Origin of the sequence: Pandoraea pneumonica (assembly GCF_049918595.1) — a bacterium.
GTDB lineage: Bacteria > Pseudomonadota > Gammaproteobacteria > Burkholderiales > Burkholderiaceae > Pandoraea > Pandoraea pneumonica_A.
On record NZ_JBNCRZ010000001.1, the window covers coordinates 1376023 to 1397934 of the forward strand.

17 protein-coding genes and 1 pseudogene are annotated in these 21912 nt (G+C 61.7%); 17 read left to right on the top strand and 1 reads right to left on the bottom strand.

Features of this window, described 5'->3' with window-relative positions:
• Positions 1–6 precede the first annotated feature (6 nt).
• The 8 genes and pseudogenes from wecB to ACPWR9_RS06340 all read left to right on the top strand — a co-directional run bounded on the left by wecB (position 7) and on the right by ACPWR9_RS06340 (position 9336).
• Positions 7–1143, top strand: coding sequence for a non-hydrolyzing UDP-N-acetylglucosamine 2-epimerase (gene wecB / locus ACPWR9_RS06305; protein WP_426296014.1), 1137 nt, complete (start codon positions 7–9; stop codon positions 1141–1143).
• An 8-nt stretch (positions 1144–1151) separates the two neighbouring features.
• A complete protein-coding gene (locus ACPWR9_RS06310; RefSeq protein WP_426296013.1) occupies positions 1152–2357 on the top strand; it encodes a glycosyltransferase family 4 protein in 1206 nt (401 codons plus the stop codon).
• Between the two features lie 119 nt (positions 2358–2476).
• Entirely contained in the window at positions 2477–4165 is a 1689-nt protein-coding gene (locus ACPWR9_RS06315; protein ID WP_426296012.1) for a hypothetical protein, read from the top strand.
• 118 nt (positions 4166–4283) lie between these two features.
• Positions 4284–5372: pseudogene (locus ACPWR9_RS06320) on the top strand (cytochrome c oxidase subunit II); the annotation flags it as partial.
• Between the two features lie 412 nt (positions 5373–5784).
• Entirely contained in the window at positions 5785–7599 is a 1815-nt protein-coding gene (gene ctaD, locus ACPWR9_RS06325; RefSeq protein ID WP_426296011.1) for a cytochrome c oxidase subunit I, read from the top strand.
• Complete coding sequence (locus ACPWR9_RS06330; protein ID WP_426296010.1) at positions 7596–8222, top strand: cytochrome c oxidase subunit 3; 627 nt, start codon at positions 7596–7598, stop codon at positions 8220–8222. The genes ctaD and ACPWR9_RS06330 overlap by 4 nt, the downstream gene beginning before the upstream one ends.
• A gap of 37 nt (positions 8223–8259) precedes the next feature.
• Entirely contained in the window at positions 8260–8961 is a 702-nt protein-coding gene (locus ACPWR9_RS06335) for a heme-copper oxidase subunit III family protein (protein WP_426296009.1), read from the top strand.
• A 9-nt stretch (positions 8962–8970) separates the two neighbouring features.
• On the top strand, positions 8971–9336 hold the full coding sequence (locus tag ACPWR9_RS06340; RefSeq protein WP_426296008.1) for a cytochrome C oxidase subunit IV family protein: 366 nt from the start codon (positions 8971–8973) through the stop codon (positions 9334–9336).
• Positions 9337–9364: 28 nt separating this feature from the next.
• Here the strand turns inward: ACPWR9_RS06340 and ACPWR9_RS06345 are convergent, their stop codons facing one another.
• Positions 9365–10297, bottom strand: coding sequence for a LysR family transcriptional regulator (locus tag ACPWR9_RS06345; protein WP_426296007.1), 933 nt, complete (start codon positions 10295–10297; stop codon positions 9365–9367).
• Positions 10298–10502: 205 nt separating this feature from the next.
• Here ACPWR9_RS06345 and ACPWR9_RS06350 point away from each other — a divergent pair, with 205 nt between their 5' ends.
• From ACPWR9_RS06350 to ACPWR9_RS06390, 9 genes are all read left to right on the top strand, one after another.
• The gene (locus ACPWR9_RS06350) at positions 10503–11276 is read left to right on the top strand and encodes a putative hydro-lyase (RefSeq protein WP_426296603.1); all 774 of its coding nucleotides are present in this window, start codon (positions 10503–10505) and stop codon (positions 11274–11276) included.
• 198 nt (positions 11277–11474) lie between these two features.
• Positions 11475–12815 carry an MFS transporter gene (locus tag ACPWR9_RS06355; protein ID WP_426296006.1) on the top strand — a complete coding sequence of 447 codons (1341 nt, stop codon included), beginning with the start codon at positions 11475–11477 and terminating at the stop codon, positions 12813–12815.
• Between the two features lie 168 nt (positions 12816–12983).
• Positions 12984–16625, top strand: coding sequence for a hydantoinase B/oxoprolinase family protein (locus ACPWR9_RS06360; RefSeq protein WP_426296005.1), 3642 nt, complete (start codon positions 12984–12986; stop codon positions 16623–16625).
• 259 nt (positions 16626–16884) lie between these two features.
• Entirely contained in the window at positions 16885–17277 is a 393-nt protein-coding gene (locus ACPWR9_RS06365; protein ID WP_426296004.1) for a hypothetical protein, read from the top strand.
• A gap of 76 nt (positions 17278–17353) precedes the next feature.
• Entirely contained in the window at positions 17354–18544 is a 1191-nt protein-coding gene (locus ACPWR9_RS06370) for a hypothetical protein (protein WP_426296002.1), read from the top strand.
• Positions 18541–19029, top strand: coding sequence for a hypothetical protein (locus tag ACPWR9_RS06375; protein WP_426296000.1), 489 nt, complete (start codon positions 18541–18543; stop codon positions 19027–19029). Before ACPWR9_RS06370 ends, ACPWR9_RS06375 begins: the two co-directional genes overlap by 4 nt.
• Positions 19026–20675, top strand: a complete 1650-nt coding sequence (gene sctE / locus ACPWR9_RS06380; RefSeq protein ID WP_426295999.1) for a type III secretion system translocon subunit SctE — start codon at positions 19026–19028, stop codon at positions 20673–20675. Before ACPWR9_RS06375 ends, sctE begins: the two co-directional genes overlap by 4 nt.
• Before the next feature lie 41 nt (positions 20676–20716).
• The gene (locus ACPWR9_RS06385; RefSeq protein ID WP_426295998.1) at positions 20717–21457 is read left to right on the top strand and encodes a hypothetical protein; all 741 of its coding nucleotides are present in this window, start codon (positions 20717–20719) and stop codon (positions 21455–21457) included.
• Positions 21454–21876 carry a hypothetical protein gene (locus tag ACPWR9_RS06390; RefSeq protein WP_426295997.1) on the top strand — a complete coding sequence of 141 codons (423 nt, stop codon included), beginning with the start codon at positions 21454–21456 and terminating at the stop codon, positions 21874–21876. Before ACPWR9_RS06385 ends, ACPWR9_RS06390 begins: the two co-directional genes overlap by 4 nt.
• Positions 21877–21912: the final 36 nt, after the last annotated feature.

Genomic DNA, 21912 nt, shown 5'->3' on the forward strand with positions numbered 1-21912 from the left:
TCAGCGATGAAGAAACTGAAAGTCGTCTCGGTCGTCGGCACCCGTCCGGAGATCATCCGCCTGTCCCGCGTTTTGGCCGCGCTCGACGAGCACTGCGATCACGTATTGGTCCACACGGGCCAGAATTACGATTACGAACTCAATCAGGTTTTCTTCGACGACCTGGCCGTCCGTAAGCCCGATCACTTTCTGAACAGTGCCCACAACAGCACGGGGGCGGCGCACACCATCGGGAACCTGATCATCGCGGTGGACGCGGTACTCGATCGCGAACAACCCGATGCGATGTTGGTCCTCGGCGACACGAATAGCTGTTTGTCCGTGATTCCCGCCAAGCGCCGCAAGATTCCGATCTTCCACATGGAGGCGGGGAATCGCTGTTTCGATCAACGCGTACCGGAAGAGACCAACCGTCGTATCGTCGACCACACGGCCGACATCAACCTGACGTACAGCTCCATTGCGCGCGAATATCTGCTGCGCGAGGGGTTGCCTCCGGATCAGGTGATCAAGACCGGCAGCCCGATGTACGAGGTGCTGCATCACTACTACGACCGTATTCTCGCGTCGGACGTGTTGAACAAGCAGAGTCTCCAGGAGCACGGCTATTTTGTCGTGAGTGCGCACCGCGAAGAGAACATCGAATCGGAGCGTATGTTCTCGAAGATGGTTAGCGTGCTCAATGCAGTGGCCGAGGATTACGACCTGCCGGTGATCGTCTCGACGCACCCGCGCACGCAAAAGCGCGTCGACGCGTCCGGGGTGAAATTTCATCCGAAGGTCCGTCTGCTCAAGCCGCTCGGCTTTCACGACTACGTGCGCTTGCAACTCTCTGCGAAAGCAGTGTTGTCGGATAGCGGCACTATTAACGAAGAATCTTCGATCCTCAACTTCCCAGCCCTGAATTTGCGCGAGGCGCATGAGCGTCCCGAAGGCATGGAAGAGGCGGCTGTCATGATGGTCGGCATGGAAGTCGATCGTGTGCGCCAGGGACTCGCGATCCTCGAATCGCAGGGTCGCGGCGAAGACCGGACACTTCGTCTCGTCTCGGACTACAGCATGCCGAATGTGTCGGAGAAGGTCGTGCGCATCATTCATAGCTATACGGACTACGTTAAGCGTGTGGTCTGGAAGCAATATTGATACCGCCAATGCGCATTGCTCTTATTGCCGATACCTTTCCCCCGTTGCGCACATCGGGGGCAGTGCAACTGCGCGACCTGTCGCGCGAGTTCGTTCGTCAGGGGCACGACCTGACGGTGCTGTTGCCGTCATTCGAGTTGGATCGACCGTGGCAGCTCGAAGCTATCGACGGCGTCAACGTACTGCGATTGAAGGCGCCGAAGACTAAGGACATCGGCTATATACGCCGGACCATCGGCGAGTTTTTGATGCCGTTTGCGATGCGACGCAATCTTCGCAAGAGCACGCTGGCGAACGTCAAATGGGATGGCGTGGTTTGGTATGCCCCGTCGATTTTTCATGGCCCGCTTGCCCGCACGCTGAAATCGGCAAGCGGCGCGCGAGGGTACCTGATCATTCGGGATATTTTTCCTGAGTGGGCGGTGGACATGGGGTTGATGCGCCGAGGTGGTGCCGCCTACCGCTTCTTCGACGCCGTGGCCCAGTATCAGTATTCGGTCGCAGATGTGATCGGTGTGCAGACGTCCGGCAATCTTTCCTATTTCGATCGTTGGAAGCAGGCGCCGGATCGGCGCCTTGAAGTTTTGCAGAATTGGCTCGACAAGCCGGCTGACCGGCGAGCGACGATTCGTATCGACGAGACACCGTTGGCGGGCAGGAAGGTGTTCGTCTATGCCGGCAATATGGGCATAGCGCAGGGAATGGATGTCATTCTTGAGCTGGCAGCTCGCTTCGCCCACCGAGATGATGTCGGCTTCCTGTTCGTGGGGCGAGGCAGCGATGCCAAGCGCCTGGCCGACCTGGCCAGAGACCGCGGGCTTTCCAATGTCGTCTTCCGCGATGAAGTGCATCCTGATGAAATTCCGGAGTTGTACAGCCAATGCGACGTCGGTATCGTCGCGTTGGACCATCGGCACAAATCCCACAACATCCCGGGAAAGTTTTTGACATACATGCAGAGCGGGTTGCCCGTACTTGCCAACGTTAATGCAGGCAACGATCTGGCCAGGCTGGTGCATGACGAGAACGTCGGGTTGGCGTGCGAAAGTAACGATCCGCAGGCCCTTGAGAAGATGGCGAACGCGCTCCTCGAACAGATCGCGACCGACGCGGCGATGCCCTCGCGTTGCCGTGACCTTTTCGCGCGTGAATTCTCCGCAGAACGTGCGGTCAGGCAGATTGTGCAGGGGCTGTCGAAAGCCGGAGCAGCCTAGTCCTAGCGAGGCGGCTGTTGCTACCGCCTTGCACCCCATTCCAGTGTCTACACCGCCGGGCAAAAGCGCGCCCCTATATGCTGAAAACAATAGAAAATTCTGGCCGTCGCGGATTTCGAATGTCCGCGGAGGCACTCACGGGGTGGGCGCTTGTCGGCCTGATGATCGGTCTCGGGGTCTACATCGGCTGGACGTTCAATCGAGGCCTTGAACTCTCCGACGAAGCGTATTACCTCCTGAACGCCAAATATCCAGGGGATGTGCGCTTCTACGTGACGGCGTTCAAATGGCTTGTCGCTCCTCTTTGGCACGTCACGGGTAGCCTCGTCTCATTTCGGGCATCTGGTTTCATCATCCTGACGGCCAGTTCGGTAGCGCTTGCGCTGGGGCTGATGCGTGCCGCGCACTGGTTCGGTATCGAATCCGCTCCCGGACGCTGGATGCGTGCGCAATTGGTGGCATCGTGCGTGCTCTCCGCGTGGCTCTACGGTGCCACGCTGAACTTCTCGCCCTCGTATAACTTGCTGGCGGCCGCAGGCGTGTACGTTGCGGTTGGACTCGCCCTGGCAGGCCTTGACCGCGACGATCGCCGCTTGTCATGCCTCAATGCGATCGTGATCGGGGTGGTACTCGGCTTGACGGCGCTCGCCAAGTTCTCGACCGGGATTTGCGGCGTGCTGCTGATCCTGGGGGTGCACCTCGTGTTGTGGCGCGCCCCGAGTTCGCGGTGGCTCAACATGGTGGCGATGCTTTTGGCGGTGCCTGCAACGGTGGTGTTGATCGCCGCATGTTTCGAGACACCAGCGCATGCCTTGGCGGCCTTTCGCGAAGGATTGGAGATCGCGAGCATTGTGCAGCCCAAGATATCGATCGTCGCGCAGTTGATGCAGAACGTAGAGCAACTTGTCGCAATGCTTCGAGCCGCTCTGCAAGCGTTCTGGCCGGCGCTCGTGTGCGTCGTGATCGGAGTCGCCCTGCGTCGGCCGTCGATTAGTCTTATCGCTGCGGCGATCACTGCCGTTATCGTGGTACGCGACGGACTCGCCGTGGGCGGGCTCGATCGCTATGCGACCCAGTCCGTGCCGCTGGCCGGTATCGTCGTGCTCGCGATGATCGCCACGCTTCGGGTCTGGGGGCGCCGTTTCATGACGATTCTGCTCGTTGCAGCGTTGTTCTTTTTGCCGTTCCTGATTGCGCTCGGCACAGCGAACAAGGTGTCGTTCCAGATTGTGTTGGCGCTTGCCCCTTGGGGTCTGCTGTGCGCGTCCCTCAGCTGGATGGCACAAAGTGAGCAACGGTGGGCGCCGATGGCGTTTTCGCTGGTCCTGGCGGCAACGATTGCGAGCCAAGTCGTCACAAGCGGTATGCGCATTCCCTATCGCCTTATTTCGCCGCTGGCCGAGCAGACGAATCCGGTAGATATTCCCGGGTTGGGGCGCGTTGGTGTCGACGCAGAGACGTTGAAGTTTGTTCAGGCACTGCGTAGTGCTGCAAACGAATGCCACATTCCCCCCGGGGTGCCCTACGTTGGGCTGTACAACCTGGCGGGAGTGGCATTGGTACTCGATACCGTTCCGCTCGACACGCCTTGGATGTTCACCCAACCATTCGCGCAAGCCGTACTTCAGCGGAGCGACCCGGCACAATTGCGGCGAGCCGTACTGGGCGTGACCTTGGCTCGTAACGGTGAGCGCCTTGAAATGCCCGCCGTGATCTCGAATTTCCCCGCGGGTTATCGGAAATGCGGCACCGCCGTATTGCCGTTCTTGCGAGACAGCTTCGAGATCTGGGCACCGGTGAATCAATGATTTGGCGGCGGTGCGTGTGTGACACGGCCGCCCACACACTCGGTCGTGTCGAATCCCCTTTTAATATAAAGAGGTAACGTCTAGTCTACAGAGGGTGTTGAGTCGTCGAAGCGTTGCCATGGCCCTCCCGATCCTTCTGATCGTTATTGTCGCCGCCGCGCTCGCGTTTCATTTCTGGAGCCCGTGGTGGCTGACTCCGCTGGCGTCGAACTGGCGCCAGATGGACGATACCCTCACCATTACGCTGGTGATCACCGGCGTGGCGTTTGTTGTCATCAATCTATTCGTGGCCTGGGCGATCTTCCGGTATCGCCACCGGGACGGTCACCGCGCCGCCTACGAGCCTCATAACCGCCGTCTCGAAGCTTGGCTCATCGGTATTACCACCGTCGGCATCGCCGCGATGCTCGCCCCCGGGCTGTTCGTCTACGCCAAGCTGATCGACCCGCCGTCGAACGCCATGGTGGTCGAAGTCGTTGGCCAGCAGTGGCAATGGCGGTTTCGACTGCCGGGACCGGACGGCCGCCTGGGCAGCTCCGACCCGGCCTACGTCACCGCCGACAACCCACTCGGCTTGAATCCCAAAGATCCCGCCAATCAGGACAATCGCATCGTCGATGCGCCTGAACTCCATCTGCTCGTCGGTGTGCCGGTCAAATTGTTGCTCCGCGCCAAAGACGTCCTGCACGATTTCTACGTCCCGCCGTTTCGCACCCGCATGAACATGGTGCCAGGGATGGTCACCCAAATGTGGCTCACCCCGACGCAGACCGGACGTTTCGACATACTCTGCGCGCAGCTTTGCGGTGTGGGCCACTCCAACATGCGGGGCGTAGTGGTGGTCGACGATCGCCCTGCCTACGATGCCTGGGTCGCCAAGTTGCCGACTTTTGCTGCACTGCAAGCACAACACGCCGGCGGCGGCGCATTAGATCCGCTCGCCGCCAAGGGCAAGCTGCTCGCGCAAGCGAAGGGCTGCGCTGGCTGCCACTCGGTCGACGGTTCTGCTGGCGTCGGGCCGACGTGGCACGGGCTGTATGGCAAGACTGAAACGTTCCAGGACGGCAGTACCGCCAAAGTCGACGACAGCTATCTCGCCGCCTTCATCCGTAACCCGACCGAGCGCGTGCCGAAAGGCTTCGCACCGCTCATGCCGAAAATGGATCTGACAGACGCCGATCTGGCGGCGTTGATCGCGTACATCAAGACGCTGGCCCCAGCGACGCCGGTCACTCCCACGGCCCCGACCGTAATGCTCGACACGCTGGTACTCGCCCAGAACTCGTTGATCACGCCGCGCGAGCCCATGCAGATGGCGCCGCTCTCGCCGGGGCCAGCATCGTCGCCGGGTTATCGCGTCCCGAGCGCGCCTGCCATGTCGGGGCCGCCGCCGCTCGCCACGCCGTTGCCGCAGTTAGCGATTCCGCCGCAGCCGGGCAATGCCCCGTCGGCGCCAACGCAACCGCGTGTGCCGTCGATGGTGCCGCCGCAAAACCGATAGCCGCAGACGTCACGAGACAGACAACGCAGACAACGCAGACAGAGCCTAACGAACAGACATCACCGAAAGCACACACAGCGTAGAAAGCACAACACAGACGCTAAGGAGGAGAGGCGCCATGGCATACGGCACATCCGCACACGGCGAGCACGACGGCCCGCAGAGCTTCTGGACAAAGTACGTCTGGAGCCAGGACCACAAGGTGATTGCCGTGCAATACGCGCTCACGGCCATCGCGGTCGGTCTGGTCGGTCTCGTGCTCTCGAACCTGATGCGCCTGCAACTCGGCTTTCCCGGCAAGTTCTCCTTCATCGACGCGAATCACTATTACCAGTACGTCACCATGCACGGCATGATCATGGTGATCTACTTGCTCACCGCGCTGTTTCTCGGCGGCTTCGGCAACTACCTGATCCCGCTGATGGTCGGTGCGCGCGACATGGTCTTCCCGTTCCTGAACATGCTCAGTTACTGGGTCTACCTGCTCGCCGTGATCGTCCTGATGGCCAGCTTCTTCGTGCCGGGCGGCCCGACCGGCGCCGGCTGGACGCTCTACCCGCCGCAGGCCATTCTGCCCGGCACACCCGGCACCGAGTGGGGCATCGTGCTCATGCTGATCTCGCTCCTGATCTTCATCGTGGCGGCGACGATGGGTGGCCTGAACTACGTCACCACCGTCTTGCAGGCTCGCACTGAGGGCATGACATTGCTGCGTCTGCCGCTCACCGTGTGGGGCATCGTGATGGCGACGGTGCTGGCGTTGCTCGCGTTCCCTGCGCTGTTCGTCTCGGGCGTGATGATGCTGCTCGATAAGACGCTGCATACGAGCTTCTTCATGCCCGCCATCGTCTCGCTCGGCCAGCCGCTCGACTATCGCGGCGGCAGCCCGTTGCTGTTCCAGCATTTGTTCTGGTTCTTCGGCCACCCAGAGGTCTACATCGTGGCGCTGCCTGCTTTTGGCATCGTCTCCGATCTCATCAGCGTGCACGCCCGTAAAAACATCTTCGGCTACCGCATGATGGTCTGGGCGATTCTCGCCATCGCGGTGCTGTCGTTCGTCGTGTGGGCGCACCACATGTTCATCAGCGGCATGAATCCGTACTTTGGGTTCTTCTTCGCTACGACCACGCTGGTCATCGCGATTCCGACCGCCATTAAGGTCTACAACTGGGTGCTCACGCTCTGGCGCGGCGACATTCATCTGACCGTGCCGATGCTGTTCGCTATCGGCTTCATCAGCACGTTCGTCATCGGCGGTCTGACGGGATTGTTCCTCGGCAACGTCAGCGTCGACATGCCGCTCTCGAACACGTATTTCGTCGTCGCTCACTTTCACATGGTGATGGGCGTCGCACCGCTGTTAGTCGTCTTTGGCGGCATCTATCACTGGTACCCACTTATTACCGGACGCCGTCTCGACGACCGGCTCGGCCAGTGGCATTTCTGGATCACGTTCGTCGGCACCTACGCGATCTTCTTCCCGATGCACTACCTCGGTGTGCTCGGCATGCCACGGCGCTACTACGAGTTTCAGGGGTACAGCTTCATCCCGCAGTCGGCCCACACGATGAACACCTATATCTCGGTGGCCGCATTCATCGTTGCGCTCGGGCAACTGCTGTTCCTGTTCAACCTCGCGTGGAGTCTGCGGCGCGGCAAGCTCGCGGGGGCGAATCCGTGGCGCGCGGCCTCGCTCGAATGGCAGACACCGAACGTGCCACCCGTGCACGGCAACTGGGGCCCCGCGCTGCCGGTGGTGTATCGCTGGCCCTACGAGTACAGCGTGCCGGGGGATATCGAAGACTTTGTGCCGCAGAATCTCGCGCCCGATCCAAGGCGACCAGCGACGCTGACCGATGGCGATGCGTCGCACGAACGTCGCTCGCCTTCCACGCCGCCCTCGCCGGAAAGCCCGAAAGGAGCCGCATCATGAGACCCGTTCCGTCGTGGCCGCCCATGCCCTCGGGTGGCGTACCGATTGCACAACCACCACGTCGCCGCGCATCGCAAATTGCCGTGTGGTGGCTCATGGGCGTCATTGGGATGCTCTTCGGACTGATGCTCGTCGCCTACGTGATGCGCATGAGTCTTGGCGACTGGCGGCCGCTGCCGTCGTTGCCCGCGTTGTGGGTGAACACGGGCGTACTGGCGGCGGCGTGCATCGTCATGCAGTCGTCCGTTTGGCAGGCGAAGCGTGGCGAATTGCGTCGCTCGCGCCGCGACTGGATGGCGGCCGGTGCGCTGGCGCTCGTGTTCGTGATCGGACAACTCTGGGTGTGGCGCGATCTCGTGGCGCGTCACTACGGTGTGGCAGGCAACCCGGCGAACAGCTTCTTCTTCCTGCTGACCGGGCTGCACGCCGTGCATCTGATCGGCGGCCTCATCGCGTGGGCGCTGCTCATGCCGCGTGCCATCTCGCACGGCACGCGCGCCAGACGTTTGTCGCTCACCGCGCAGTATTGGCATTTCCTGCTGGTGTTGTGGCTCGTGCTGTTTGCGGCGATCGCTAACCTCACGCCGGAAATTGCACAGCGGTTGTGTGGTGTGAGTCAGTAGCGCACGAGAAAGTCACCGAGTCAGACGGAGCGTCATCGTGAATACGACATCGTCCTCTTCGAACACCGTGGCAGACGCGGCTAATCTGCCCGACGGCTGGCGCGGTATCGTCACCGACTGGTCGGGCGATCGCGCCGCGTTCCACGTGCCGTGGGGCAAGGCGATGATGTGGATCTTCCTGCTCTCGGACACGTTCGTATTCAGCAGCTTCCTGATCGGCTACATGACGGTGCGCATCTCCACCACCGTTCCCTGGCCGAACCCCGCCGAGATTTTTGCGCTCAACGTGAACGGGCATCCGGTGCCGCTGTTGCTCATCGCCATCATGACGTTCGTGCTGATTACCAGCAGCGGCACCATGGCTATGGGCGTGAACTATGCCTATCGGCAAGATCGCGACAAAACGGCGGCGTGCATTCTCGCGACCGCATACCTAGGTATCGCCTTCGTCGGCATGCAAGCGTTCGAGTGGACCAATTTGATCGTGCACGAAGGCATTCGCCCGTGGGGCAATGACAAGGGCGCCGCGCAATTCGGTGCGTGCTTCTTCATGATTACGGGCTTTCACGGACTGCACGTGAGCGCGGGCGTGATCTATCTGCTCACCGTCATGCGCAAGGTACTCAACGGCACGCTCGAGCGGCGTGGCAACTATCAACTCGTCGAGATCGCAGGCCTCTATTGGCACTTCGTCGATCTCGTGTGGGTTTTCATTTTTGCGTTGTTCTATCTCTGGTAGAGGCTTGCCATGGACCCCGCTGCTGCATCCGCATCCCCCGCGGCATCTCCCACAACATCCCCTGCCAGTCACTCGGGGCAACAGCATCCGGTCGGCATTTATTTGAAGGTATGGGGTCTGCTCTTCGTGCTCTCGACGTTCTCGTATCTCGTCGATTACGCGAACCTGCACGGTTACCTACGATGGGGATTGATCCTCGCGTTGATGGTCGCCAAGGCGGGGCTCATCGTGGCGGTGTTCATGCACATGCGCTGGGAGCGGCTGGCGCTCGTGTACGCGATTCTGATTCCGCCGCTCGCGCTACTCGTGCTGATGGCGCTGATGGCTACCGAGGCGGATTACACGTTTCTCACGCGGCTGGCGCACTTCGGATAAGCGCGGCCTTCGCAACGTCGACGGACGCTCACAACAATTCCACCAGCCGCCGGTCGCTCTTGCGGCAATACTCCGCACATGCTGCCCGTGCGGCAGTCGCAGCGCCGTGCACGAACAGCGGTGCGTCCGCTCGTCGCGACATCGACACCACGATGGACGGCGGCGCTGGTTGCAACGGCAACTCGACCACTTCCCCGCTCGCAATCAACGCGTCGACGAACAAGCGCGGAATCGCAGCCACGCCGAAGCCATCGCGCACTAATTGCACGATGACGGCAATCGACGGCGAGCCGGTGATGCGCGTCTCCGAGAGTGGCACGCCGTGCACCCCCGCGAGTTTCGCGACGATGTCTTCGAGTGCCCGGTGCGGCGCGGTGCCGCGTCCGTAGGTGAGGATCGGATGCTGCAAAACCTGCTTGGCTAGCCCGCCGCGCGAGTTCGGGAACAAGCCGGTGCGCGCGATCCAGTGCACGGGGTAATTGGCGAGCGCATCGCAGACCACGCTGCTGTCGTCGCTGCCTTCCACGCGAATGATGAGATCGAGTTCGTCGGCAAGCAGGCGGCGCTGCAATTGCACGGAGACATCGACCGTCAGTTCAACTTCAAGCGTGGGGTAGTCGGCGGCGAGGCGTCGCAGGTAATGCGGCAGCCAGCTGTGCACAACGGTCTCGATCACGCCGAGTCGCAAGCGTCCACGCGTCGTGCTCTCGCCGGAGGCGGCCGCTTGCAGACGTTTCGCGGCTTCCACCACGGCTTTGGCATAGCCGAGCAGGTACTCGCCGTTCGGTGTGAGTCGAAACTCGCGGCTTTCGCGATCTACCAGTGCAGTGTTGAGCTCGTCTTCCAGTGCTTTGAGGCGCTGAGAAATGGCCGCGGGCGTGGCGTGCAGGGCGGTGGCCGTCGCACGGAAGTTGCGCAGTTTGGCGAGCGTGACGAAGGTTTCGAGAAAACGGGTGTTCACGGCGATCCTCGGGAAAACCCGCGAAGTTGTTAAGAAATTCTATACGGCGATGCGTAGAAAAACTCGTTAGCGACAACATTTTTTTCTTTCTATGCTTCACCCATCCGATGCCACACAGGCATCTCCCCCGAATCGCTGCCCACTCGCCCCGACTGCCATGAACCATCCTGCCACGCCGCTCGACTTCACTTCGCAACGCGAGACGATCATGCCCTTCGAATTCCGACAGGCCGTGCGCAGCGGCCAGTTCCGCGGACCGACCGCCGGGTATTGCGGCGATTTCGCACAGGCCAATCTGGCGATCTTGCCCGTGGCGCATGCGCACGACTTCCTGCGCTTCTGCCAGAGCAACCCGAAAGCGTGCCCGTTGTTGGGGGTGGGCGAGCCGGGCCAGTGGCACGTGCCGTCGCTGGGCCGCGAGGTGGATATTCGTAGCGACGTGCCGGGCTACAACGTCTATCGCGATGGCAAGCTCGCCGGGGAAGTCGACAATCTGGCGGAGTACTGGCAAAGCGATTTCGTCGTGTTCGCTATTGGCTGCTCGTTTTCGTTCGAGCACATGCTCGCCAAAGCGGGCATTCCGCTGCGTCACGTGGAAGAGGGCTGCAACGTGCCGATGTATCGCACGAAGATTGCCAATCAGCGCGCGGGCAAATTCGGCGGCGAACTGGTCGTGTCGATGCGGCCGATGAAGGGCGCCGATGCGATTCGCGCCGTGCAGATCACGAGCCGCTTTCCCGGCGTGCATGGCGCACCGATTCATATCGGCGACCCGGCCGAACTGGGTATTGCCGATCTCTCGAAACCCGAATTCGGCGACGCCGTCACGATCCGCGATGGCGAGCTGCCGGTGTACTGGGCCTGTGGTGTGACGCCGCAAACCGCGCTCATGGGCGCGAAGCTGCCGCTCGCCATTGCGCACAAGCCCGGCTACATGTTGATGACCGATATCCCGAACGCATCGCTCGCTATCTTCTAACCGCTTGCTAAGCGTTGCGGACGGCGATTCACGCACCACGCACCACGCACTAGGTAGCACGTAGCACATAAGAACACCGCGCCATGACGGAAGACGGCAAAGCGTATTGCCGACTGCCGCTGACCCAACACGCCTATCGTGGAGCGCGGCCCGAGGGCATCACACGGCAAGACAGGACATCACCGGAGTCTTCTTCTCATGGATAGCAAAACCCCTCTCGCGAGCCCGTCGGCAGCTGCTGCTGCCACGGTGCCGGATACCCCCCCGGCCCCCGCCGGCGGCAGCCTGTTCGGCTGGTACGGCGACGCGACACCGCGCGAAAAGCGCGCCTTCTGGAGCTGCAAGGTCGGCTACATGCTCGACGGCATGGACACCCAGATGTTGAGCTTCGTCATTCCGACCCTGATCGCCACGTGGGGCATCAGCCTCGCCGACGCGGGCTTTATCGGCACGCTCACGCTGTTGGCTTCGGCACTGGGCGGTTGGGTCGCAGGCATTCTGTCGGATCGCATCGGGCGCGTGCGCACGCTGCAACTGACCGTGCTCTGGTTTGCGGTGTTCACCGGTCTTTGCGGCCTCGCGCAGAACTATCACCAATTGCTCGCGGCACGCGCACTCATGGGCTTCGGCTTCGGTGGCGAGTGGACCGCCGGTGCCGTGCTGATCGGTGAAGTCATTCGCGCACGGGATCGCGGCAAGGCCGTGGGCCTCGTGCAGTCGGGCTGGGCCATCGGCTGGGGGCTGACCGCTATTCTCTACTCGGCACTGTTCTCGCTGATGCCTGCCGAGCTGGCATGGCGCGCGCTGTTCCTGATCGGTTTGCTGCCCGCCTTGCTGGTGCTCTTTATCCGCCGTTATGTGCAGGAGCCGGAGGTGTATCAAAAGGAGAAGGCCAAGCAAGCGAAGTCCGCCGACGCACCGGGGCTCGCCGCCATCTTCAGCCCGAAGCTGCTGTCGACGACGATTCGTGCCGCGCTGCTGACCACCGGTGCGCAAGGCGGCTACTACGCCATCACGACGTGGCTGCCGACGTTCCTCAAGACCGAGCGTCATCTCACGGTGATGGGCACGGGTGGCTACCTGGCGATGATCATCTTCGGCTCGTGGGTCGGCTATCTCGCGAGTTCGTATCTGACCGACCGCCTTGGCCGCAAACCGAACTTCATTCTGTTCGCCGTGGGCTCGATGGTGATTGCGTTCTCGTACACGTCGTTGCCGCTCACCGATAGCGCGATGTTCTGGCTGGGCTTCCCACTGGGGTTCTTCGCGTCGGGCATCTTTAGCGGCATGGGCGCGTTCCTGACCGAGTTGTTCCCGACGAACGTTCGAGGCTCGGGCCAAGGGTTCTGCTACAACGTGGGCCGCGCGGTCGGTGCACTGTTCCCGTTCTTGATCGGCATGCTCTCAAAGCAGTATGGATTGGGGACGACCATCGGCATCTTCGCGGCGTCGGCGTACGGCGTGTTGATTCTCGCCGCCCTCACCCTGCCGGAGACGCGCGGACGTGAGCTGGATGCGCTCGACGCTGCGGCGCAGTGAGCGGCTCACGCGTCGCCTCACGCTGACTTTCTGAATCACCGCGGCAGCCGTCGCTGCCGCGCCTGAAAACTTCCCCCCGAGCGCTGTCTTCTGAGTGCAGCCCGCAGGCAAAAAAGCCTGACGGGTCTGCGCGGGAGACGTGCGCACTGATGAAACACGAGTGACCTCATGACGAACGCTCTCACGCCTGCTACCCAACACAACGTTGCCAGCGACCCGCGCTGGCAGTTCTGGATCGACCGCGGCGGTACCTTTACCGACATCGTGGCGCGCCGCCCGGACGGCACGCTGGTGACGCACAAACTGCTCTCCGAGAACCCGGAGCAATATCGTGATGCAGCTGTCGCAGGCATTCGTCATCTGCTCGGGCTGTCTGCTCACGAGCCCATCACGCCCGCACTGGTCGAGATGGTGAAGATGGGCACGACGGTCGCCACCAACGCGTTGCTTGAACGCAAGGGAGAAGCGCTCGCGCTGGTCACGACGCAGGGCTTCCGTGATGCGCTGCGCATCGCGTATCAGAATCGTCCGCGATTGTTCGATCTCGATATCGCATTACCTGAAGCGTTGTATGCGGACGTGGTGGAAGTCGACGAGCGTGTCGGCGCGCACGGCGATGTCGTGCGTCAGCTCGATCTGGCGTCGGCTCGCAGCGCGTTGGCAGCGGTGTATGCGAAAGGCGTGCGTGCGCTCGCCATCGTGTTGATGCATGGCTATCGCTATCAAGCGCACGAAAAGGCGCTGGCGGCGCTCGCGCGTGAGCTGGGCTTCACGCAGGTGTCGGTGTCGCATGAGGTGTCGCCGCTGATGAAGCTGGTGTCGCGCGGCGATACCACTGTCGTCGACGCTTATCTGTCGCCGATTCTGCGTCGCTACGTGGAGCAGGTTGCGCAGGAGATGCCCGGTGTCAATCTGCAATTCATGCAGAGCAGCGGCGGGCTGACGCGCGCCGATAACTTTCAGGGCAAGGACGCGATCTTGTCGGGCCCCGCGGGCGGCATCGTCGGCATGGTGCGCGCGTCGAGCGCGGCAGGCTTCGAGCGCGTGATTGGTTTCGACATGGGCGGCACTTCCACCGACGTTTCGCATTACAACGGCGAGTTCGAGCGCGTGTTCGAGACGCAAGTCGCCGGTGTTCGCATGCGCGCGCCGATGATGAGCATTCATACCGTGGCGGCAGGCGGCGGCTCGGTGCTGTCGTTCGATGGCACACGTTTGCGCGTGGGGCCGGATTCGGCAGGAGCCAATCCGGGGCCTGCCGCGTATCGTCGAGGCGGTCCGCTCACAGTCACCGATTGCAACGTGATGCTCGGCAAGATTCAACCCGCGCACTTCCCCAAGGTGTTCGGACCGCTCGCCAACGAAGCGCTCGACCGTGACGTCGTGGTCGCAAAGTTCACTGCGTTGGCGAAAGAGATCGAGGTGGCGACAGGGCGTCAACAAACCCCCGAGGCACTCGCCGAAGGCTTTCTTGAAATCGCTATCGGCAGCATGGCCAATGCGATCAAGAAAATTTCCGTGCAACGCGGCCACGATGTGAGCCGCTATGTGCTCACCACTTTCGGCGGCGCAGGCGGTCAACATGCATGTGGTGTGGCCGACGCGCTTGGCATGACGCAAGTGTTCGCCCATCCGCTGGCAGGCGTCCTGTCGGCTTACGGCATGGGACTCGCCGATCAGACGGCGATGCGCGAGCGCATGATCGAAGCGCCGCTGTCGGACGACACGCTGTCGTCATTGGAAGACGCCCTCGGCGCACTCGCGGACGAAGCCGCCAATAGCCTGCTCTCGCAAGGCGTGCCGCCGTCGCGTATCGAAACGGTACGCCGTGTGCACGTTCGCTATGCGGGCACGGATTCCGCGATTGCGGTGCCGTTTGGCGATGTGCCGCAAATGCGAGCCGCGTTCGAAGCGGCGTATCGGCAACGCTATTCCTTCCTGATGGACGGCGCAGCATTGATCGCCGAGGTCGCGTCGGTCGAAGCGATCGGCCATTCGGATGCGCCGGTCGATATCACGCCGCTTGCCGCGCGCGCGTCGGGCAGCGCACAGCCGATCGATCAGGTGACGCTGTATGCAGGCGGCGCGTGGTGCGACGCGGCCTTGTTCTCGCGCGACACGCTGCTCGCGGGTGACACCGTTGACGGTCCCGCCATCGTGGCGGAGAAGAGCGGCACGACGGTCGTCGAACCCGGCTGGCAAGCGAAGATGAGTGCGCAAGGCAATTTGATTCTCACGCGCGTGGTGGCGCGTGCGTCGCAACGCGGTCTCGGTACGCAAGCCGATCCGGTGCGTCTGGAGATCTTCAACAATCTGTTCATGTCGATTGCCGAGCAGATAGGGTTGCGTCTGCAAAACACCGCGTACTCGGTGAACATCAAAGAGCGTCTCGACTTCTCGTGCGCGCTATTTGACCGAGAGGGCAATCTGATTGCCAACGCGCCGCACATGCCAGTGCATCTGGGGTCGATGGGCGAGAGCATTCGCACCGTGATCGAGCGTAACCACGGTGCGATGCGTGATGGCGACGTCTTTATGCTCAACGACCCGTATCACGGCGGCACGCACTTGCCCGACGTCACGGTGATTACGCCGGTGTTCATGGCCGGTGAAGACGCGCCGTTGTTCTACGTCGGCTCGCGCGGACACCACGCCGATATTGGCGGCATTACACCGGGCTCGATGCCGCCTGATTCGACGCATGTGGAACAAGAGGGCGTGCTGATCGACAACTGGCAACTGGTGGCCGCCGGTGTGTTGCGCGATCGTGAGACGCGCGCATTGTTGGCGGGGGCGCGCTACCCCGCACGCAACATTGATCAGAACATGGCGGACTTGCGCGCGCAGGTGGCGGCGAATCAGAAGGGCGTGGATGAATTGCGTCGCATGGTGAACGAGTTTGGGCGCGACGTGGTGCTCGCTTATATGGGGCACGTGCAGGACAACGCCGAAGCCGCGGTGCGTCGTGTGATCGGTGCGCTCGCCGACGGACACTATCGTTACCCACTCGATAATGGCGCAGTCATCGACGTGACGATTCGTGTCGATGCTGCGACGCATAGCGCAACGATTGATTTCACCGGTACATCGGATCAATTGCCTAACAACTTTAACGCGCCGCGCGCCGTGTGTATGGCTGCCGTGCTGTACGTGTTCCGCACGCTGGTCGATGACGATATTCCGCTCAACGCGGGATGTTTGAAACCGCTGACGGTGATCGTGCCGCGCGGGTCGATGTTGAATCCGGCGTACCCGGCTGCGGTGGTGTCGGGGAATGTGGAGACCTCATCGGCAATCACGAATGCCTTGTATGGCGCGTTGGGTCGCGTGGCGTCGAGCCAGGGCACGATGAACAACTTCACCTTCGGCAACGAGACGTATCAGTACTACGAGACCATCGCGGGAGGCAGCGGCGCGGGCGAGGGCTTCAATGGCTCGGACGCCGTGCAGACGCACATGACGAATTCGCGCCTGACGGACCCTGAAGTGCTTGAGTGGCGCTATCCGGTGCGATTGGAGAGCCATCGTATTCGCGCGGGGTCCGGTGGTGCAGGGCGCTGGCATGGCGGTAACGGCGCCGTGCGACGCATTCGCTTCCTCACGCCGATGACGGCGTCGATTCTCTCGAACAACCGCGTGCATGCCCCGTTTGGTGCACAGGGTGGTGATGTCGGCTCATTGGGCGCGAACTACGTAGAGCGTTCGGATGGGACGCGCGAAGCGCTGGGTCATATCGGTCGCACGCAGATGCAGCCGGGCGATATTTTTGTCGTGGAAACGCCGGGAGGAGGCGGATTCGGTCCGGCGTAAATGATCTTGTCTCGTCTATGAGACGGCGACGACGCAACAACCCCGTCCGATCGCCAGCCACAAATGCTGCAAACCGTGGGCCCGCCTAGTGCGGGCCCATTGTTTTTTCCCAATCGCAGGACATGTCCCCGTCGATTGATCGGAAAAGTCCCACATCCAAAACTTCGTGTCGTTAAGCGACAAGTCGCACGTCATTTGAAAAGTGACGCATCGAAGGCCTCCCTAGAATCGGTCGTCGATTCAATAGCGGGGCAACGTCATGTCATCCACACCCGAAGACACGCCGATCGAGACGACCATGTCGGCGCCAATCGAAGGCGCTGAAGCCGCGGGGCTGGCGCAAATGCGGCGGCTGGCCGAGCAGGTCAAAGAGATCCGCACGTCGATGAAAGCGCTCGATGTGCTTCGTGATCAGGTCACGCAGATGACCGTGCAGGCCATGTACGACGAAGAATCGGCAAGACGGCTGCTGCGTGTCGCCAAGCGCATGCAGTCGCCGCAGTTCGCCGCACAGGAATACGCGCTGCGAGACATGGCGGAGCGTTTGCGCAGCCTGTGGGCGCCAGATCGAAATGCCATCGAAGCGGAACCGCCAGACGGGGCTGCGATGCCACCGAAACGCCGACCACGGCGGGTGAAGGGCATGGCGTAACGATATGCCCTATTGAATCCGAAATTGGCATCGCCGCAGGCGGTGCACACCATTCACGAAGGTTAAGGAGAAGCAAATGTCGACGACAGAATTCAAAGGTTACGGTGACGCTTGGGGCTGGCATCAGGACTTGTACAACAAGGGGGCGTTCATCCCGAACGGCTGGAATGAGACGAGGGATATGGAGGGTGGACAACAGCGCATCGACGCAAACTACACCAACTATCAGAAAGGCCGCCAGATTGAGCACGTCAACAAGATGGAGGAGTGGCACGCGACCCTGCGCGTCAAGGTCCTGACCGAGCCGCATAAGTGGATCAAGACGGAGCACGGTTATATCCCGAAGGGAATGCCGGACGCCATGAAGAAGGCGGGCTGGTCGCAGTCGATGTATCAAACGCACATCGCTTCGCTCGTCGATAAGAAGGTGATCACGACATATTCGATGGCGGAACTCGAAGATATGTCGAACAAGCTCGACGTCATCGGGAAAGGCATCTGGAACAAAGACTACGAGCGCAGCGCCGGGCAACGCGACCGCGTGAAGAGCGAGAAAGGGTTCGATCCGGGGCCGTTAGACGTGACGCCGATGCCAGCACCGTCACGTCCCGTAAAGCCGAGCATCAACACCATCGTCTTTGGCGGTGGCGGTGTTGTGAGTGGGCCGGGTAAGACGATTTTGGCGCCGCAGCGCATGACGTTTCCGTTCGGATTTGCGACTCCCTCGGACAAGGAGGGAAAAACCGGCGAATCCGGCAAGACACAGATCGCAGCGAGCGGCGCACTCGCGAAACGCGATGGCCTCGCAGGCAGTGTCGATTCCCTGTTGGACGTGTTCAAGCTGCGCACCAAGACGTTATACGACAACTACGATCACATGCGCGCCGAGAGCGAGATTGCCAAGGCCGCGAGTACCAATCAGGCCGTCTTGCAGGGCATGATCGCCAAACTCGCCAACGCAAGCGACACGGCGAAATTCGATGGCGGCGACAGCGAAGCATTTGCGACGTTCATCAACAACCACGTGCCCGCGGGGAAAAAATTCGTCGACGGTACAACGATGAAAAGCCACATGACCAAAGGCGATCTCGAAGAGCTGCGCTCGCACTTGGAGAATCTCGTCTCGTCGAAGAAGAGCGACAACGAACGGTTGATGCTCACGCTCAGCGAAATGACGTCGTTCCTGACGACCATGATGAACTTGGCGAACAACATCCAAGCGATGATCAACAAGATGCGCGAAGCGATTGTGCAGTCCACGAGATGAGTACGCGTCACCTGCCGCCGTTGTTCGAATGCACCGACTATGCGTCGTTCGTGGCGGGCGGTGGTGCGCTCGCCACGCTGGCGGGTGTCGACGACAACGATCTCACGGTCATCTACCGCCAGGCGGCAGCCGATTTTGCTGCCGGGCGTTGGCCGCAGGCCGAGGCAGGATTTCGGCTGGTGGCGACGCTAGACGTTTGGCACTACGAAGCGTGGCTAAGTCTTGGGCATTGTCTGGGGCGGCGTGCCGACTATCGCAATGCACTGTTCTGCTTTATCAAAGCGGGAATCGTGCGGCCGTCCGAGCCGCAGCCACCGTTCTATGCGGCACAAGCCTATGTGCGGCTGGGCAGGCGTGATGAAGCGCTGACGGCTTTCGCGGCCGCGCTGCGTCAGACCGGTGATCGGGATGACTACCAAGGCCTTCGCCGCGCAGCGCGCGAGCAGATCGACACGCTGACGCGCTCTACGGAGTCTGTTACATGAATTCCCTTCAGTTTCGCAACGCTGGTGGTGGCGGCAGTTCGCCGCGCATCGCCACCACATTGCCTCACGTCGAGACGGCAGTTCCGGTGGCCGCTCGACATCCAGTGTCTTCGGTCCCGACCGCTCAGACCTCGGCGCCTTGGCCGATGACGTTCTTGCCGCCCGCACCGGACACGGTCCTCGATGAAGGACGGAAGCAAAGTGACGAGTCGGTCGATGCGGATGTCGAGGCGGCCATGCAACGCGTTCGTGCCCAACTTGACGAGCTGGCGCAAACGCTTCGCAGTGCATCGCCGGTAGCGTCGCAATCGAGCGTCGATGACCTCGGCTTCGATCCCTACGACGCGATGATCCAATCCGACGGATACGGGCTGAATTCTCAGCTGCTGGCGATGACGTTCGTGGCGATGAATCTAACCGCGCACGTTAACCGGAACAACGCCGATGCCATGAAAGCCGCGACCGACCGGCTGGCTGAAATCAACCGGGAGCGCATCGAAACGATGGGCACGGAGCGAGAGCTACGCGCCCAGGAGGCGAATCAGGTGCGCAAGGGCGGCATTGTCGGCGCCGTCTTCGACTGGGTGATTGCCGCCGTCGATATCGCTGTCGGCATCGGCAAAACCGTCGCGGGTTTCATGACCGCAAACCCGATGCTGATGGCCGGCGGGGTGTTGACGCTGGCGGCCGGTGTGGCTGGGGTTGGCGTCGCCTTGTCCAACACGATGGCGCTGGTCGACAAAGGGCGCGCCGATCAGTGGCGCGAACGCGCCGCGCAAGCATCGACTGTGCAAATGTCGTTGAGTATGGCCGCGACGGTCGTGGACGTGACCGCTAGCGTGAGCCGCATGGCGAGCAATGCGGTCATGCGCGGGGGCAAGAGTGTGGTGGGTGTCACAAGCAAGGGCAAAGACATCGTTCGGTTCAAGAGCGCATCGACGCGCATCGGCGACACCGTCGAGAACGCGGTGATGCACAGCGCTGGTGCCACGGTACGCACCGCCGGACCGGCCGCGCTCAAACAATCTGCGCAAACGCTGCAACACGTGCAAACGGAGCTCAAGACGTTGATCACCGCGTCGCGTCGCGCCAAAACGTTATGGCGAGTGGGCGGGAAGGACGCGCTGCAACGCCAGTCGAGATCGCTCTGGGGGCCGCTCTTCAAAGGCACCGGTGCTCAGGAGATGCTCAATCGTCAGACGCAGCGTGTCGTCAAGAAATCGGTCAACGAGGTGATCAGGAAAGCCGCGAACGACGGTGTCGAGCAAATGACACGCAAGGAATTTGCGAAGGCCGTGCGTCAGCAGGTGCAGACCGGCCTGCAACGCGTCACGCAGAAGACAGATCTCTGGTTCGCGCGATCGCATCTGAGCACCGGCGTGAAGTCCCTGTTGGGCGGCACGCGCAGTGTGAGTCACGCCGCCATTCGTTTGCAATCGAGCGCGCTTCGCCGTGAGGTCGACGAGCTGAACATTACTCGCGAAATACTCGATGTGAATCAGCACCGGCTTGGCGAAGACCGCGACAACATGATCAAGCAGCAACGCTTGCTCGGCAGGCTGCACGCACAGAGCATGCGCCGGGCAATGGACGCGATTCAGGAGCGCGCGCGCTTGCGCGACGACATCGTGGCGAAGTGGGCCTGATCGACCGAGGCGCCAATTTCAATTCAACCAAGGAGTGAGCAATGGCAAGCATGGAAGCAATACGGGTAGTGGGCAGCAGTGCCGTTTCGTTCGATAACGGTTGCGGGACTGCCATCGTGATGGACCCGGCCGCTGACGCGGAAGGTCCGCGCAAGGGTGGCGAGTTGACCGCGTCGACAGACGTCGACGAGTTGGTGCGACAAGCGAACCACCGAGTCGAGCAGTTCTCGGAAAATTTGCGTGGCATGCTCGCGGAACTCATGCGCTTGATGACCGATATGTTCGACAAGCTTGCCGCGACGCAGCGAAGCAGCGCGGCGCAGACCCGGTCCGAACGATGGACGCACGATATGGCGCGGTTCGACGCCATGCGAGTGGAGGCGGATCTGCGCTACGAGGGCAACAAGCGGCAGGCGGGTTTCCAGATCGCGGGTGGATTGTTTCAGACGCTAATCGGCGGGGCGGGACTTAGCTCGTATGCGATACCGAAAATAGACACCTATGCGTTCCAAGCGATCTCGCAACTCGCACAAGCCGTTGGCGGTGGCACCGACAAGGGACTGAATGCGGGGGGCACGCTTGAGCATGCGCGCTACGAGCGCGATGCGACTTACAAGAACGTCGAGATGCAGTTTCGAAAAGAGGCGGCGGAGGGGATTGGCGGCGACGGCCATAAAGCCGGCGAGGCGGGCGGGCAGTCCATCGAGCGCGGCGTCGACATCGTGCGGCAGTTCGTTGAACTGGCCAAGCAGTTGAATCAGACGATCATGAGCCAACGATGAATCGTCGCGACACGCGTCTCGAACTGCATCGGCATCTCGTTGCGCTGGGTTTGTCCCCACAGCCGGTGCAATGGGGACAAACCGCCGTCTGGATCGGTTGGCGTGTCGGCATGACAGGCGGTGAGGTGGTGCTGCGCAGAGACGGCGACGACCTTGTCGTGGCCGATCTCGAGAGCGGCGCGAGCCCCGGTACGGATATCGTGCCGGGGCTCGTTGCGTTACTGCGACGGTTGTCGGGCGCGATGCCCGACGTGGTGCAAATTCGCGGCATGATGCTGCCGTCGATGGCTCGCGCGTCGTTGCACAAGGCCCGCGCGCGACTGGCGACGCGCCTATGCGCGCTGGGCGCTACGTTTCAGACGATCGACGGCGAGCGCTGGCTGGTGTTTCCGTGCGCGGCCTTCTCGCGAGTCCCGTGACCATCGCACGCATAGGCAGCTCGGCGTCGACGCTGC

What these genes read in the sequence shown, in the direction of transcription:
- ACPWR9_RS06315 (WP_426296012.1), top strand. Translation starts at nt 2,477, where the DNA reads ATGTCCGCGGAGGCACTCACGGGGTGGGCGCTTGTCGGCCTGATGATC.
- ACPWR9_RS06365 (WP_426296004.1), top strand. Translation starts at nt 16,885, where the DNA reads ATGTCATCCACACCCGAAGACACGCCGATCGAGACGACCATGTCGGCG.
- ACPWR9_RS06390 (WP_426295997.1), top strand. Translation starts at nt 21,454, where the DNA reads ATGAATCGTCGCGACACGCGTCTCGAACTGCATCGGCATCTCGTTGCG.
- ACPWR9_RS06330 (WP_426296010.1), top strand. Translation starts at nt 7,596, where the DNA reads ATGAGACCCGTTCCGTCGTGGCCGCCCATGCCCTCGGGTGGCGTACCG.
- ACPWR9_RS06370 (WP_426296002.1), top strand. Translation starts at nt 17,354, where the DNA reads ATGTCGACGACAGAATTCAAAGGTTACGGTGACGCTTGGGGCTGGCAT.
- ACPWR9_RS06310 (WP_426296013.1), top strand. Translation starts at nt 1,152, where the DNA reads ATGCGCATTGCTCTTATTGCCGATACCTTTCCCCCGTTGCGCACATCG.
- ACPWR9_RS06360 (WP_426296005.1), top strand. Translation starts at nt 12,984, where the DNA reads ATGACGAACGCTCTCACGCCTGCTACCCAACACAACGTTGCCAGCGAC.
- ACPWR9_RS06375 (WP_426296000.1), top strand. Translation starts at nt 18,541, where the DNA reads ATGAGTACGCGTCACCTGCCGCCGTTGTTCGAATGCACCGACTATGCG.
- ACPWR9_RS06385 (WP_426295998.1), top strand. Translation starts at nt 20,717, where the DNA reads ATGGCAAGCATGGAAGCAATACGGGTAGTGGGCAGCAGTGCCGTTTCG.
- ctaD (WP_426296011.1), top strand. Translation starts at nt 5,785, where the DNA reads ATGGCATACGGCACATCCGCACACGGCGAGCACGACGGCCCGCAGAGC.
- sctE (WP_426295999.1), top strand. Translation starts at nt 19,026, where the DNA reads ATGAATTCCCTTCAGTTTCGCAACGCTGGTGGTGGCGGCAGTTCGCCG.
- ACPWR9_RS06340 (WP_426296008.1), top strand. Translation starts at nt 8,971, where the DNA reads ATGGACCCCGCTGCTGCATCCGCATCCCCCGCGGCATCTCCCACAACA.
- wecB (WP_426296014.1), top strand. Translation starts at nt 7, where the DNA reads ATGAAGAAACTGAAAGTCGTCTCGGTCGTCGGCACCCGTCCGGAGATC.
- ACPWR9_RS06355 (WP_426296006.1), top strand. Translation starts at nt 11,475, where the DNA reads ATGGATAGCAAAACCCCTCTCGCGAGCCCGTCGGCAGCTGCTGCTGCC.